This is a genomic window from Massilia sp. TWR1-2-2 (assembly GCF_049897565.1).
In the GTDB taxonomy this organism is placed as follows: Bacteria; Pseudomonadota; Gammaproteobacteria; order Burkholderiales; family Burkholderiaceae_D; genus JAFCUW01.
Genome location: NZ_JAFCWM010000020.1, coordinates 80,215 through 93,248, shown reverse-complemented (window position 1 = coordinate 93,248; position 13,034 = coordinate 80,215). Strand labels below are relative to the sequence as shown.

Below are 13,034 nucleotides of genomic sequence, written 5' to 3'. Positions count from 1 at the left end.
GCGTGCTGGGTGACGTCGGTCTTGCGCATAGTTTCGAAGGGGAAAGTTGTTCTCATTACACAACGTATACCCCCGCCGTCCCGTTGACAGGGCGGCGGGATTTTTCAACAGCCTGCTAGAGTCCAGCCCTTTGGATCAGATTCGCTACTCGTTCGCCGACGAGGCCAATGTTGTATCCCATCACAGAGTTGAACCGATCGCGGCCGGCGACATGAATGCCGACAACCTCTCCATTCTTGAGATCAAATATGGGACTCCCCGAATTCCCGCCGGCAGTATTCGCCTTATGAACAAAAAAGCCTTCGGACGTGACAGCGTCATCACCGCTAAACCCTCCTGAAAGTCGCTTATACACGAACTGGGGGTTTTGTTTGTCTGGCGTGGAGAAGAACTGGGTTTGTTCAGACGGCGTCATGTCGGATGGTGGTCCTGGGTAACCGATGATGGCCACGACCATATTCCCGGCGTACTGCTTAGGGTCGCGTTTATGCACTTTCAGCGGCTTCGGAAACTGTTCGTCCGTCGAAGTCAGCAGGATCGCAACGTCATCCTTATTGTCCTTTGGCGGCACGGCGAATACGCCATTCACGAAATATGTGGTGGGGATTGGGTCGACCGGACAATTGCCAACGGCGCCCAGAGGATACTCAGCATTGAACTTAATTTTAACGTCAGGCTTCACTCGCCAGAGCTTCGCTTTCTGATCGTAGTCTGCGATGAGTTGCACCACATGCATGTTGGTGATCACGTGGCTTTTGCCCACCACAAACGCTGTCCCGGCTGGGCGGTCTTTTACCGACAATAGGCCAACGCTCTTGCCGGCCTCGATGAGCGCGGTACGCTGTGGCGTCACCATGTCTACCCACCGCAGCGGGTCGTTGCGTGTCCACAGTGTGTCCCCGCAAATGATAAAGAAAGGATTGCTGGTGTTGGCGAATGATTCGGCGCCGGCATTGCTGACGACGGTGAGGTTCCCTAACGTAAAATCTCGCGCCTGGCGCTTGACGGTCAGCGTCTTGTTGATCTCATCGATCACTTCGAGATCGATCGGCGTCTTAACGTCTTTCGCCAAAAGCTCGGCAAGCTGTATCGTCATTCGTGCGATGTCATCCTGCATCGACATCGACACCGTAGAGCGCTGCTGGTCGCTCAAGCGCATGAGCGTTTTCGACAGCGACACCGGCGCGATGTCGCTCGGCCGCAGCTCAGTAACAGGAGCCTTCCCGTTAGAGCCGAGAAGCGGCACCATTTTTAGTATTTTACCGTCGACGTTAGCAATGGCGTCATGCTCGCCAGACGTCAGGTACTTGACTGACTTCTTAAAGTCGATTTGCTCTTTTAACACGCCCGTCGACACGAAGCCGTCTAACTTGACCTGGCCGATGGCGGAGGCACTGTACGAACTGATCATGAGGCCAGCGAGCCAGCCAATGCGGGGAGATATCATGGTGCAATCACGGAAGCGCGCTTGAATCGCAAGTGTTGATAAGGCCGCGTTGCTTCATCCCCGAGCTCATTGGGAATCACTTGAACGCGGTAATCGGGTGACTGTAAGGACTGGACGGCAGCAGTGATATCGAACACCAGCACGGGATCGATCGGCTTGAAATTACTGCCGCTGGCGACGATGCTTACCGAACCGATGAGAATGGTGGGGCCGCCCAAACGCGGCGACAGAAACACGCCGGCGGACAACGGACGATTAGGGGTGGCGACGCCTTCAAGGACCAGCAAATACCGAGGTGGGCTGCCGATAATCATCTCCGGTTTGGGCGGTAGCTTGACCGTGGTGTCGATGATTGGAGGCAGCCTGGTTGGCGCGGCTTCGGGCACGAAAGCTGGGGAAACGTCCTCAAAAACATTGAGATTGTCGTACGTGTATCCCAGCTTCGCCGTGTCGAGCGTGTCAGCTACGCTGATCTGCATCGTCGTGCCGTCCAGCCAGGGGAAGGCAAAGACGTGGTCGAGAAAATCAGAGGTAGTCGGCTCCTTGGCGCGATTACCCGGCTTACTGCGCCATATCTCCCACAGCCGGTCTAGGTTGCCGTGATGTGCAAAAAACGCCGGGTCGCGGGCAGCGGTGGCGAAGTTGGCCATGTCGCCGAGCTTTCCCGTCGCAGTGACGCCGCCAACATAAGCATGAACCGGACCGTGCGGTGAGCCTTCCATGCGGCTGTTACGATAGATATTGCTGGCATTGGGGCGCACCAGTCCGCCGATGCTGTCCCTCATTTCAAGCGCAAGCGCAACCGGGTCAGATGTAGCATGCGCAACGAACTTCGTCGCACTGAGCGCGGCGACGCCGAGTGCGCTGAGAACCGGATCATCTTTGAAAAAGTCGACTTCGTCTGGTCCAAGTGCACGGGCGGGCGTGAACCGAACTGCCCGCGCCAGCGAACTGCCCTGCCGGGTCAACGCAGCAGGCAGCCGGCGCGTCGATGACCAGTTCCAGTACGGGAAAGACAGACTTGCATCACCGCTCAAGGCACGAAGCTTGCGATCGAGCACGGTCAGATAGGCCCTATGCCATGGAAGAAACCAGTAACAGAAATGAATTTGCGCCAGACCGCCCGTTCCTGGCGCGGCGCAGAACTCACGGTGCGGATCGGCATTAATTAGCCAGCCGCTCGGGTCGCGAGGGTTTTTTACCGATCGCGCCATCATGTCGCCGACTACCTCCTCAATCTTTGCCAGCTGCACAGGCGCGATCTTATCGATGGAAACGCGGCGAGCGATGGGTAGGGCGCCTAGCGCGGGTCCGGGGCCAGCGCTTACGCGCTCGCCGACCAGCGAAAGAAGCGACGATCCGGCCGCATATCCGAATCCCTTAGCTACGAACTGCCTGCGCGACGTAGACATGGCCAACCCCTTATAAGTTACTTTCCGAGCGGTACTTGAACGAATTCCGTCTCTTGGGTGATCACGTCCGCCATGAGCACTTTAGGAATGGAGAGATTGCTTCGTCCATCGAGCTTCTCGGTCAGGCGATAGGCGACCACGACGCCGCCGGCTGCGTAGAGCCGATCGCTACGCCAGATGCTCGACGTTTTGAGGGAAGCGCCGCCTCTGGCGGCAACTTTGACGCTGAGGAAGGCGTTAGCTGCGGCAAGTGAGTTCTTCACGAGTTCACCACGCAGTGCCGATAACAGGACCGGCAATCTAGTCGTTGTATCGGTGCTAGCCAGCTCGGTCGCCAGGGCGTCGACTGCCGCCACGGTCGCCTTGTCCTTGTCAGAGGTGATCGGCGCTTTAAGCTGCGCCGAACGGCACTGCGTCATGGTGCGCACCGCTCTCGCGAAGTCGGTCGCATAGCTGCCGTCAAGCAGCGCATCGAGGCTGCCCGCAGGGTAGATCAACTTGTCGCTGGCTGCGACGGCGAGCAGATCGAACAGGATGTCGTCGGCAAGATCGGTGCTTGTGAAAGAGACGGCTTTATCGGTACGAAACAACTTGGTGAACTGCGCGATTTCGTTGAGCAAGGTGCCCACCCCGATCAGTTCCGGGCCGAACGCCTCAGGCTTAACGAAAGGCTGCTCATTGACCAACGCGCACATTTCCGAGGTGATAGCGACAATCCGCCCGTTTTCCTTAAAGTAGACGGCGATGGCCATACGGTCTGCATCGGTCAGCAGTATGCTCATTTTACCGTCTTTGGCAGCGGGAAGTGTTGCGGCGAGCGCGTCGGCTGCTTTCTTAAAAGACTCCGCGGTTCTTGCGGTTACGTGAAATTTGTCACGGTCGGCCGCGTCGACGGTCACCGTTCCCGCTTTGCCGAAACCATCGGGAAATGGTGGAAACTGGGATGCTGCTAGCGTCGCTTCAGACTTGTTTTTCGCAGCAAGGGCTTCGTTGAGGGCAGTCTCGTCCTTGGCTGCGTCCACAACGTCCTGCTTGGGGTTGACGTGCTGCGCATTGACTACCCCGACGTGAACCAGGGCCAAGAGCAAAACAGTACGAACTGTATTGGCGACCTTCGACATTTGACTTCCTTAATGAGGAAATGCAGTTGAAATTCTGTTCACAGATCAATGATAGTATTATTGCAAGTTAAATTTTGTCAACATATCAAAATATATTGACCATGATAATTTGATAGCTCGGATCGACAGCTTTTCTCGACTCGTCAATATCGTCCAAGGTGCTGAAGCTATGCACCCGACGTTTCTGTGTCGTGGCAACGCTGCAGAGCAATCGCTTAAATCCTATGAGTCGATGGCTTAAAACAGAGTCCCGAAGATCTCATGCGCGCGACGCGCTGTCTCTTACCAAATTACATCAATCTACTTGTCCGAATGATCGGGCCTACGCTGACAGCACACTTCGTGTGCAGGTCGGCCCAAATTCGTCAACATAGGAAGTAGACAGATGGTCGGGTCGGTGAGTTGCTGCAATTTTTTCGGGAGATTTCCCGCTATGAGAGCTCGCCGCCTACTTGGACTATTACAATTTTTTCCGTGTTGCGCGGCCTGAATTGCCGTTTACCGCTCGTAGCACGGGACAGCCCACAGTCAACCCGTCAGGAGTTGCGAGCACGTTACGTTGAAGGCTTTAGCAATCTTCTCAATATTGTCGATTGAAATGTTCCTCGCTTCACGTTCCACATGAGCGATGAAGGTCCGATGCAAGCCGGTCGCAAATCCTAGCTCTTCCTGAGACCAATGGCGTTCGGCTCGAAGTCGAACCAAGTTGGTTGCCAGGATAGCCCGTGCAGAAGGCTGGTTGACGGGTGGCGGCGGAGGAGGTAGCGACATTCCTCCCAGTGTCTCTAGAACGTGCTTTTAAGTCAGCCGTGTTTAAGTCACAATATCAGCTTCAGGACATTTGTCAGTCCATTTTTCAATCACAGGAAGGAACCGAATGAATCCTCTAGAAGATGTCGCACGTGCGATTGACCGTTACTTGATAGCCGAAACGTTATTCTTACAGTTGCAGGGCAGCGGCTACCTTGCCTCCAACGTCGATGTTGGTGGACTGGCCTTTGACTATACGGTGGCCCTCTTCGGGGAAGGGATAGCTCTCAACGTGTTCAAATCGATTGTCAAAGGTATGGTCGAAGGTGAGCTCGCGAGTGCCGCAAACGGGTATATGCCCCCCGTCGCCACGGCTCAGCGCAGTCAAGAGCGCGCGAACTTCGTTGACACTGGAGCTGCTTCATTGTTAGAAGCGCGTAATCTAGCATCACAGTTAGCTCTCATACCCAAGCATGGGACCTCGGAGCGTCTCGCTCTAATCTCCAATAGCCGAAGACAGAAAAATGCTTGCTAAACTCCAAACTAGTGCACTTAAAGATGCGTGTATGGAAGTGGCGTTGTGCATTTACACAAGTAATCGGGATGTCTCCACTGACATGGCTGACACCTTGGCCAATAAGTTCCAAGAGGAGTGCTTCTTTCACGTCGAAAATCTGTCGGATCGCGATCTTGATCCAAACCTTGTAACCAGGGCAGTCCGATATCTGGGTGAAGTCCATGCAATTCCACCGATGGGCGCGGACGTCATGTGGTTTCGTCATATGCTGTCGTGTATTGTCGAGTTAGCATGCCCTAATTCTGTGATATCGAGAAGCGGGGTTGCGCTATTTTTGGACATCGAAGCGGGCATGTCGAGCGCAAGGGACCTACCGGCCATTGCGCGTCGCCGCGCGTAAAGTGCGAGCTAGTGCAAGGGCTGCATCCGTCCCGTTTCCGCAGATCGAAGACTAAACCGGGGGCCGAGCGTTCGGCGTCAATCTTGTCCTGCCTAGGATGGGTAGGGCCGACTTGGCGCCTGATTCGTGCGACCTCGGCGCTCTGTTCTGATTTTGATATGCAACTCAACTGCATGTTCTGATTGGTCTCGACCCAACCCAATGCAAAACCTAGACAGATCGGTCTAAAACTCGGCCACCGCCGTCAACATGGCCAGCATAAGTTCGCTAGTCGGGGAACGTGACAGCTAACTCGCCGAGCTGAGGAGGATGACGTCGACATAACTCGCGGGAGAGCCTAGATGGAAGTTGCCGGCCGATTTGGCAGCGCACCTACGGGATAAGCCAATGCAGCTAAGATTCTGGACCCTGCACGTGAAGGGGTTTTGGCCAGTCGCTGCCGCGGAAGGAACTCGGTGAGCAACAGTTTGTACGTTAACTTGCTTGCTAACCGCCGCCCTGCGAACCTCGGTAGACTGAGACGCACGACCTTTGGAGATCGGGGGGCAGTTGGTTAGAGATTTAAGGTGGTTTGGCACTAACCTCAACGCTAACTTAACCGACCATTTACCCGGCACGCCTCAAAGGTTGCATTTCATCCCTTCAGCTTTCCGTCGTTTGCTCCCTGGAAGGTGGCGCGCAAAGGAGCGTCGAATGTTTGCCCTCGCGTCGTGTTCTTCACGTTGGAACCTATAGCGTATGGTAACTTCTATAAAGGGCTACCATTTCTGTAGCTAGACAATCGAGATTTCGGTGCCAATAGCTCCTATTTTGGTAGCTACGCAAATTCCTCTACTGCCATATCTGTAGCTGTGCTGGGCTCCTCTACTACAGTTTTGGTAGTGGCAATCGCAATTTTTTGCTTCGTTTCGCGGGGAAGGTTTGCCCATGCGCCAGCAGCAAATCCGTTCGGCCCGACGTCGAGTTTTGGATTGGGATTGAGGGCCTTGAAAGTTAGTCCGTACAAACTGCAAGTATTAGGGAATTGGCCCTTTCGTGTCTCATCAATAAATTCAGCTGCCAGCAATTCCTTCTTGGCCCGATCAAGCGTTCCCTCGCTGCGCCAGCCCTTTGGCTTCATGATTTTCCACGCCGCAGACAGGTCGCCGTTGTTCTTGCCGTTATATTGGCTCGCAATGTCAAACAACAACTTCACTGCGCTTCCAGACAATGCGCGGTATTTCGGGCTGTTAAGCACAGCCAGCGGAACTGCGAGGAATGCACCGACAATGACGTCTTTGCGTTTTTTAGACATTTTGGCCCCCGGCGGCCATGCTCATTTTTGACCAGCTGAACTTATGGAACTCGGTATTTGCGACATGAGCTCGTTCGGACATGGCCATACTGACTGTGTCGTGAGATTCTGCCGCAAAGAACTCAACGCGAGAGCAGGCACGGATGGGGACGGTATGAGGGGCCGCGCGGCCCTCCCAGGCGTGTTGGCTCATCAGTGGCCTATTCTTGTGCGTCGCGAGCGCGCTGGGCAATGAAAGCTTCAACCTGATCTAGGTCCCAAACCGTCACCGATGTGCCCAGCTTGAATGGTTTGGGGAATTTTCCTTCGCGAACCCAGCGCCAGACGGTAGCTGGGCTGACGGGCAGCAAGCCTACCTTTGCGCTCTTTGTTGACACTGGCTGGCCAGCCTTGTTCGACTTGGCCGCCTTGGCCGGCGTGCTCGCCAATTGGTTGATTCGGATTACTTTTTGTGCCACCTGATGCCCCTTAACGTTGTTTGGTAACGCAATATGCGCTTCCACGACACGAAGGGTAGAGAGGAGCAGTACAAATGAGAACCACCCAGCCGGCAGAGTTCCCACTCAGCCGGCTGAGTTACTTTTTCGCTTTCACCCACATGGGAACCCACTTCTTCACGATCGTGTCGAATGACACGACGGGCTTGCCTGAGTGATCAGTCGGCACCTTCGACATCATGTCGGTTGCAAAATCGGTCTGGGTTCTATACAGCATGGGGTTGCTTTGCCACTCATCCCAACACTCGCGTATGAATTTTTTGGCAAGAAAATTCGGTGTATCGTGGTGTCGCGCCACCCCTCCTTTCTTTGCTCGCAAGAGAGATGTTATAAGAACGCCTTCGTGGACCCCCAAGGATGTCGCGCAACCGATGAGGGCTGCGAGTGCTTCCTCCAAATTCCCAGCCTCTAGGGCGGCACCGGCGGCGAAATAATCGTCGATAGCTCTACAAAGGGCTGCATTACCAAAATTCCACTCCTGTATCGGGGCGTCGCCCGTGGTCACCACTTGCAACGCGCGGTCAAACGTTTCCTCGCTAGGGGTGAAGAAATATTCCGTCAGTGCTTGCCGTGCGGGCGGATGAGCGACTTTCTGCAATAGACGCCCGATCTTCTCGCCCTGGCTCACGATTGCGGCGAAGATGGGATCTGGGTTTGCTGGTTCGACGGATAGTTTTTTTTGCATAGGGTTAGGTGGGGAGTGGAGTTACCGTTTCCGAGCATTGAATGTCGGCTGTTAAGCGAGGCATATTTGGCGATTGCACGCATCGTTGCGCAAGGCGTCCAAGTAGTCGGCCCAGCGCTGCATCATGGATCGGCGTGCGGGCAGGTGCGCTGTTCGATTGTATGCGCGCCCATTCGGGTCCTTGACGGCATGGGCGAGTTGGTGTTCGATAAGGTCAACGCGTTCGCCCAAGACCTCATCCAAGATCGTGCGCGCCATCGCCCTGAATCCGTGCGCTGTCATGACCTCTTTGCTATAGCCCATGCTGCGCAGGGCTGCATTGATGGTATTCTCACTCATGCATCGGTCGCTTGACCGGATGCTTGGGAATACATACCTTCCGTCTCCAGTCATCCGATGTACGCTGCGAAGCAGCGCTACGGCTTGGGCAGAGAGGGGGACGAGATGATCGGCCTTCATTTTCATCTTACTCCCTGGGATACGCCATTCAGCTGCATCTAGATCGAGCTCCGTCCACTCTGCCGAACGTAATTCCCCCGGCCGCACGAAAACCAGGGGCGATAGTTTCAGGGCAGCAACCGCGTATGGATGGCCCGCGTAACCGAAGATGGACCGCATCAGATTAGCGACATCCTTCGGCTCAGTGATCGCAGCATAGTGCGATCGTGGTATCACTGCCAATGCGCCTCGGAGGTCTGCTGTCACGTCGCGATCGGCGAGTTGCCCAGCAACCGCGAAACGAAATATCTGACCGCAAAGCTGCTTCACTTTGTGTGCCGATTCGATCGCGCCGCGGCTCTCCATCGTTTGGACAGCTCGGAGCACATCCCGCGGGCCGATTGTGGAAATCGGCATTCCTCCAATGCATGGAAAAACGTTTCGCTCCAGCCAGGTGGTATTCTTTTTTTGCGTACTCTCTGCGCGGCTCGGCGCGGTCTTGGTGAGCCAGGTTCGTGCAACTGATTCAAATGTAGTCGCGGCCTCGTTGGCCTTCGCAAGTTTGTTGTCGCTCCTCGCCCTCATGGGGTCGACGCCATCGGCGATTAGTTTGCGTGCTTCATCCCGCCGAGTTCTGGCTTGGGCAAGCGATACTTGGGGATAGACCCCCAGCGCCAAAGTTTTCTGTTTGCCGTCAAATCGATAGCTTAAACGCCAGTACTTTCCAGCTGCGTTCACAAGCAAGTGGAGCGCTTGACCGTCCGTGTGCTTGTCTCCCGCGGAGGCTCCGCTGGGCTTCACCTTGCGAATGAATGTATCTGTAAGCGCCATGTTTCCCTCGTTGTTGGTATCTCATTTAAGGCGGTTTAAAGATGCCAACAAAAGTACCATCAACTTGTTGGCATTCGATAATACTGCCCAACACTGTATGAGACAACAAAAAACCCGCGCTCCCTATGAAGAAGGCGGGTTTTGATGCTGCATGACACAACATGAATCAGGTGCTTGGTGCCCGGGACCGGAATCGAACCGGTACGCCATTTCTGACACGAGATTTTAAGTCTCGGGTGTCTACCAGTTTCACCACCCGGGCAACGGGCGATATTCTAGCACAGGGAGCAGGTCCTTCGGCTGCGATATGGTGCCTCGTTGATCTGATAAATGGGGTGCCCGCGTGCGCGTGGACGACGGTCTTCAGGCTAACAGCCCAGGCGGCGCCGTCCTTGCGCACGCAGGGACCCCATTTCTGTGTGTGCTCAACTGAAGCGCCTTCCCGGTAGCAACCCCACCTTGCTTTGGCCGCCGCCGCGGATGGTGTAGCATTCGTGGCGGCGCACCGGCGGTCCCGGAGCGCCTGAACATCCAAGGACAAGAATTGAATATCACTATTAACGAAGAACTGCGTTCGTTTATCGACCCGCTTACGGCCAATGAATCCGCCGCGCTTGAACGCAGCCTGCTGGCCGAAGGTTGCCGTGACGCGCTCGTGCTATGGGGCGAAACGCTGATCGATGGTCACAACCGCTACGACATCTGTACCCGCCACGGCATCGAATTTCGCACCGTCCAGAACACCACTTTCAGCTCGCTCGACGACGTCATGCTGTGGATGATCGATAACCACCTGGCGCGCCGCAGCGTGTCGGACTACCAGCGCGGCGTGCTCGCGCTGCGCAAGAAGGACATCGTCACCGCGCGCGTGGCGCAGCGCGCCGCGGCGGAGCCGGAAACCGACGCCGCACCAGCGGCCGCACCCGAATCGCCGCCGTGGAATACGCGCGAAGACGTCGCCAAGGCGGCGCGCGTGTCGAGCAATACCATCAGCCAGATCGAACGGATCCAGAAGGCGGCCACGCCGCAGCTGGTGGAAGCGGTGCGCGCCGGGACGATCTCGATCAACGCCGCCGCCAACGTCGCCTCGCTGCCGCCTTCGGAACAGATCGTCGCGGTGGCCGGCGGGCGCAAGGAGCTGCAGCTGGCCGCGCGCCAGGTGCGCGAACAGAAGGCCGGCAGCCGCCCGCCAAAAGAGACGCCAGCCGATGAAGCGGCCGACCTTCGCGCGCAGGTCGCCGGGCTGCGCGACAAGGTCGATGCGCTTGAACTCGAAAACGCCGCGCTGAAACAACAGCTGGGCCTCTAAGTCACACCCCCACACCAGGAGTAAAGTCCGCATGTTCTCACAACGCCTCGTCTTCAGCGCGCTGCTCGGTTGCGCTTCCTTGTTTGCAGCGTTGCCGGCACAGGCGCAGCAGCCGGCCAAAGCCGGCAAGCCCAATGCCGAGCAGGCGCGCTGGCAGGCGATGGCGCAACGCGTGACCATCATGCGCGACAAGTGGGGCATTCCCCACGTGTTCGGCAAGACCGATGCCGACGCGGTATTCGGCCTGCTCTACGCGCAGGCGGAGGACGACTTCAATCGCGTCGAACTCAATTACATCAATGCGCTTGGGCGCCTGGCCGAAGTCGAGGGCGAAAAGGAGCTGTGGCGCGACCTGCGCATGAAGATGTTCATCACGCCGCAGGACATGCAGGCAAAATACGCGGCCAGCCCGGCGTGGCTGAAAAAGCTGATGGTGGCCTTTTCCGATGGCCTCAACTTCTACCTGCACACGCACCCGGAAGTGAAGCCGAAGCTGATCTCGCACTTCGAGCCGTGGATGGCGCTGGCGTTCAGCGAAGGCAGCATCGGCGGCGACATCGAGTCGATCGACCTGAAGCAGCTCGAAAAAATGTACGGCAGCGGCGCCGCGGTCAAGCTGGCCGACGCCGACGCCGGCAGCGGCTTCGGCCCTGAGCCGCGCGGCTCGAACGGCTTTGCCATCGCGCCGAAACGCAGCGCGTCCGGCCACGCGCTGCTGCTGATTAATCCGCACACGTCGTTCTACTTCCGCCCCGAAGTGCACATGGTCAGCGAGGAAGGCCTGAACGCGTATGGCGCCGTGACCTGGGGACAGTTTTTCGTCTACCAGGGTTTCAACGAGCGGGCAGGGTGGATGCACACCTCCGGCGGCGGCGACGTCATCGACGAATACCTCGAAACGGTGGTCGAAAAGGACGGCAGATTCTTCTACAAGTACGGCGCCGAACAGCGGCCGATGCGCGCGGTGCCGATTACGCTGCCGTACAAGACCGCTACCGGCATGGCCAGCAAGACGGTCACCGCGTACTTCACCCACCACGGTCCGGTGGTGCGTGAAGCCGGCGGCAAATGGGTGTCGGTCAAGCTGATGGAGGAGCCGCTGAAGGCGCTGACGCAATCGTACACCCGCACCAAGGCGACCGGCTACAAGCAGTTCTACAAGTCGATGGAGCTGCGCACCAACTCGTCGAACAACACCGTGTATGCTGATGCCGACGGCACCATCGCCTACTTCCACGGTAATTTCGTGCCGAAGCGCGACCCGTCGTTCGACTGGGCGCATGCCGTTGACGGCGCCAATCCCGCCACCGAGTGGCGTGGCCTGCACGACGTCAAGGACACCATCATTCTGAAAAATCCGGCAAGCGGCTACATCCTCAACACCAACAACTGGCCGTTCGCCGCGGCCGGCGCCGACAGCCCGCGCCAGAAGGACTACGCCGCCTACATGTGGACGCTGCCGGAAAACGCGCGCGGCCTGCACGCCATCAAGGTACTGCAGGACGCCCAAGGCTTCACCCTCGACAGCCTGGTCGCCGCCGCCTACGACAGCTACCTGACCGCGTTCGAACCGCTGGTGCCGGCGCTGGTGAAGGACTGGGAGGCGCTGCCTGAAAACGATCCGCAGAAGGCGCAACTGGCCGCGCAGGTAGCGGCGTTGCGCGGCTGGGACCTGCGCTTTTCGGTGACGTCGGTGCCGACGGCGCTGGCGGTGTACTGGGGCCAGCAGATGGTGGCCGGCGCATCAGCCGCGGCGCGCGCCAAAGAGATACCGGTGGTCGACTACATCGGCAGCAGTATCACCGCGCAGGAGCGGCTGCAGGCGCTGGCGCGCGCGTCGGACAAGCTGGCGGCGGACTTCGGCACCTGGCAGACGCCATGGGGCGAGATCAACCGCTTCCAGCGCATCAGCGGCGCGGTCGACCAGCAGTACGACGACAGCAAGCCGAGTTACCCGGTGGCATTTACGTCGGCTAACTGGGGTTCGCTGGCGTCGTTCGGCATGGTCGCGAAGCAGAAGACGAAGCGCATTTACGGCGACCGTGGCAACAGCTTCGTGGCGGTGGTTGAATTCGGCCCGCGCCTGCGCGCTAAAAGCATCCTGGCCGGCGGCCAGAGCGCCGACCCGGCGTCGAAGCACTTCAGCGACCAGGCCGAGATGTACAGCAAGGGGCAGTTCAAGGACGTGCTGTTCTACAAAGCCGACATCGAGGCTTCCCTCGAGCGCAAGTATCATCCCGGCAAATAGGTTCCCGACAGAGTTCGCATGTTCCACTTTGCGCAAGATGTATTTAAATAAAAGTTAAGGTTATTGCAATGACTTCTGAAATCGG

At 57.3% G+C, this 13,034-nt stretch carries 11 protein-coding genes and 1 tRNA gene; 3 read left to right on the top strand and 9 right to left on the bottom strand.

Annotation, left to right across the window (positions count from 1 at the left end; all coding sequences use genetic code 11):
* Positions 1-115 precede the first annotated feature (115 nt).
* The 4 genes from ACP7DD_RS18725 to ACP7DD_RS18710 form a co-directional block, all read right to left on the bottom strand.
* Positions 116-1,411, bottom strand: coding sequence for a trypsin-like serine peptidase (locus ACP7DD_RS18725; RefSeq protein WP_426176309.1), 1,296 nt, complete (start codon positions 1,409-1,411; stop codon positions 116-118).
* A gap of 32 nt (positions 1,412-1,443) precedes the next feature.
* Positions 1,444-2,859, bottom strand: a complete 1,416-nt coding sequence (locus ACP7DD_RS18720; protein ID WP_426176308.1) for a tyrosinase family protein — start codon at positions 2,857-2,859, stop codon at positions 1,444-1,446.
* A 17-nt stretch (positions 2,860-2,876) separates the two neighbouring features.
* Complete coding sequence (locus tag ACP7DD_RS18715; protein ID WP_426176307.1) at positions 2,877-3,980, bottom strand: hypothetical protein; 1,104 nt, start codon at positions 3,978-3,980, stop codon at positions 2,877-2,879.
* A 528-nt stretch (positions 3,981-4,508) separates the two neighbouring features.
* Positions 4,509-4,751: a helix-turn-helix domain-containing protein gene (locus ACP7DD_RS18710; RefSeq protein WP_426176306.1), complete on the bottom strand. Its 243-nt coding sequence runs from the start codon at positions 4,749-4,751 to the stop codon at positions 4,509-4,511.
* Positions 4,752-4,857: 106 nt separating this feature from the next.
* Between ACP7DD_RS18710 and ACP7DD_RS18705 the strand changes: the two genes are divergently transcribed.
* The gene (locus ACP7DD_RS18705; protein WP_426176305.1) at positions 4,858-5,265 is read left to right on the top strand and encodes a hypothetical protein; all 408 of its coding nucleotides are present in this window, start codon (positions 4,858-4,860) and stop codon (positions 5,263-5,265) included.
* Between the two features lie 1,199 nt (positions 5,266-6,464).
* Here the strand turns inward: ACP7DD_RS18705 and ACP7DD_RS18700 are convergent.
* The 5 genes from ACP7DD_RS18700 to ACP7DD_RS18680 all read right to left on the bottom strand — a co-directional run bounded on the left by ACP7DD_RS18700 (position 6,465) and on the right by ACP7DD_RS18680 (position 9,654).
* Complete coding sequence (locus tag ACP7DD_RS18700) at positions 6,465-6,941, bottom strand: hypothetical protein (RefSeq protein WP_426176304.1); 477 nt, start codon at positions 6,939-6,941, stop codon at positions 6,465-6,467.
* Between the two features lie 200 nt (positions 6,942-7,141).
* Entirely contained in the window at positions 7,142-7,399 is a 258-nt protein-coding gene (locus ACP7DD_RS18695; RefSeq protein ID WP_426176303.1) for a helix-turn-helix transcriptional regulator, read from the bottom strand.
* A 118-nt stretch (positions 7,400-7,517) separates the two neighbouring features.
* A complete protein-coding gene (locus tag ACP7DD_RS18690) occupies positions 7,518-8,123 on the bottom strand; it encodes a hypothetical protein (protein ID WP_426176302.1) in 606 nt (201 codons plus the stop codon).
* Between the two features lie 51 nt (positions 8,124-8,174).
* Positions 8,175-9,392 carry a tyrosine-type recombinase/integrase gene (locus tag ACP7DD_RS18685; RefSeq protein ID WP_426176301.1) on the bottom strand — a complete coding sequence of 406 codons (1,218 nt, stop codon included), beginning with the start codon at positions 9,390-9,392 and terminating at the stop codon, positions 8,175-8,177.
* Positions 9,393-9,567: 175 nt separating this feature from the next.
* Positions 9,568-9,654 (bottom strand) — tRNA-Leu (locus ACP7DD_RS18680).
* A gap of 282 nt (positions 9,655-9,936) precedes the next feature.
* On the opposite strand from ACP7DD_RS18680, the gene ACP7DD_RS18675 reads away from it, so the two are divergent.
* The gene (locus ACP7DD_RS18675; RefSeq protein ID WP_426176300.1) at positions 9,937-10,701 is read left to right on the top strand and encodes a hypothetical protein; all 765 of its coding nucleotides are present in this window, start codon (positions 9,937-9,939) and stop codon (positions 10,699-10,701) included.
* 31 nt (positions 10,702-10,732) lie between these two features.
* Positions 10,733-12,949 (top strand): penicillin acylase family protein, encoded by a 2,217-nt coding sequence (locus ACP7DD_RS18670; protein ID WP_426176299.1) that lies wholly within the window; start codon positions 10,733-10,735, stop codon positions 12,947-12,949.
* The last annotated feature ends 85 nt before the right edge of the window (positions 12,950-13,034 follow it).

Coding starts and splice junctions, on each gene's coding strand:
- ACP7DD_RS18725 (WP_426176309.1), bottom strand. CDS start 1,411: ATGATCAGTTCGTACAGTGCCTCCGCCATCGGCCAGGTCAAGTTAGAC.
- ACP7DD_RS18705 (WP_426176305.1), top strand. CDS start 4,858: ATGAATCCTCTAGAAGATGTCGCACGTGCGATTGACCGTTACTTGATA.
- ACP7DD_RS18700 (WP_426176304.1), bottom strand. CDS start 6,941: ATGTCTAAAAAACGCAAAGACGTCATTGTCGGTGCATTCCTCGCAGTT.
- ACP7DD_RS18710 (WP_426176306.1), bottom strand. CDS start 4,751: ATGTCGCTACCTCCTCCGCCGCCACCCGTCAACCAGCCTTCTGCACGG.
- ACP7DD_RS18720 (WP_426176308.1), bottom strand. CDS start 2,859: ATGTCTACGTCGCGCAGGCAGTTCGTAGCTAAGGGATTCGGATATGCG.
- ACP7DD_RS18715 (WP_426176307.1), bottom strand. CDS start 3,980: ATGTCGAAGGTCGCCAATACAGTTCGTACTGTTTTGCTCTTGGCCCTG.
- ACP7DD_RS18690 (WP_426176302.1), bottom strand. CDS start 8,123: ATGCAAAAAAAACTATCCGTCGAACCAGCAAACCCAGATCCCATCTTC.
- ACP7DD_RS18670 (WP_426176299.1), top strand. CDS start 10,733: ATGTTCTCACAACGCCTCGTCTTCAGCGCGCTGCTCGGTTGCGCTTCC.
- ACP7DD_RS18685 (WP_426176301.1), bottom strand. CDS start 9,392: ATGGCGCTTACAGATACATTCATTCGCAAGGTGAAGCCCAGCGGAGCC.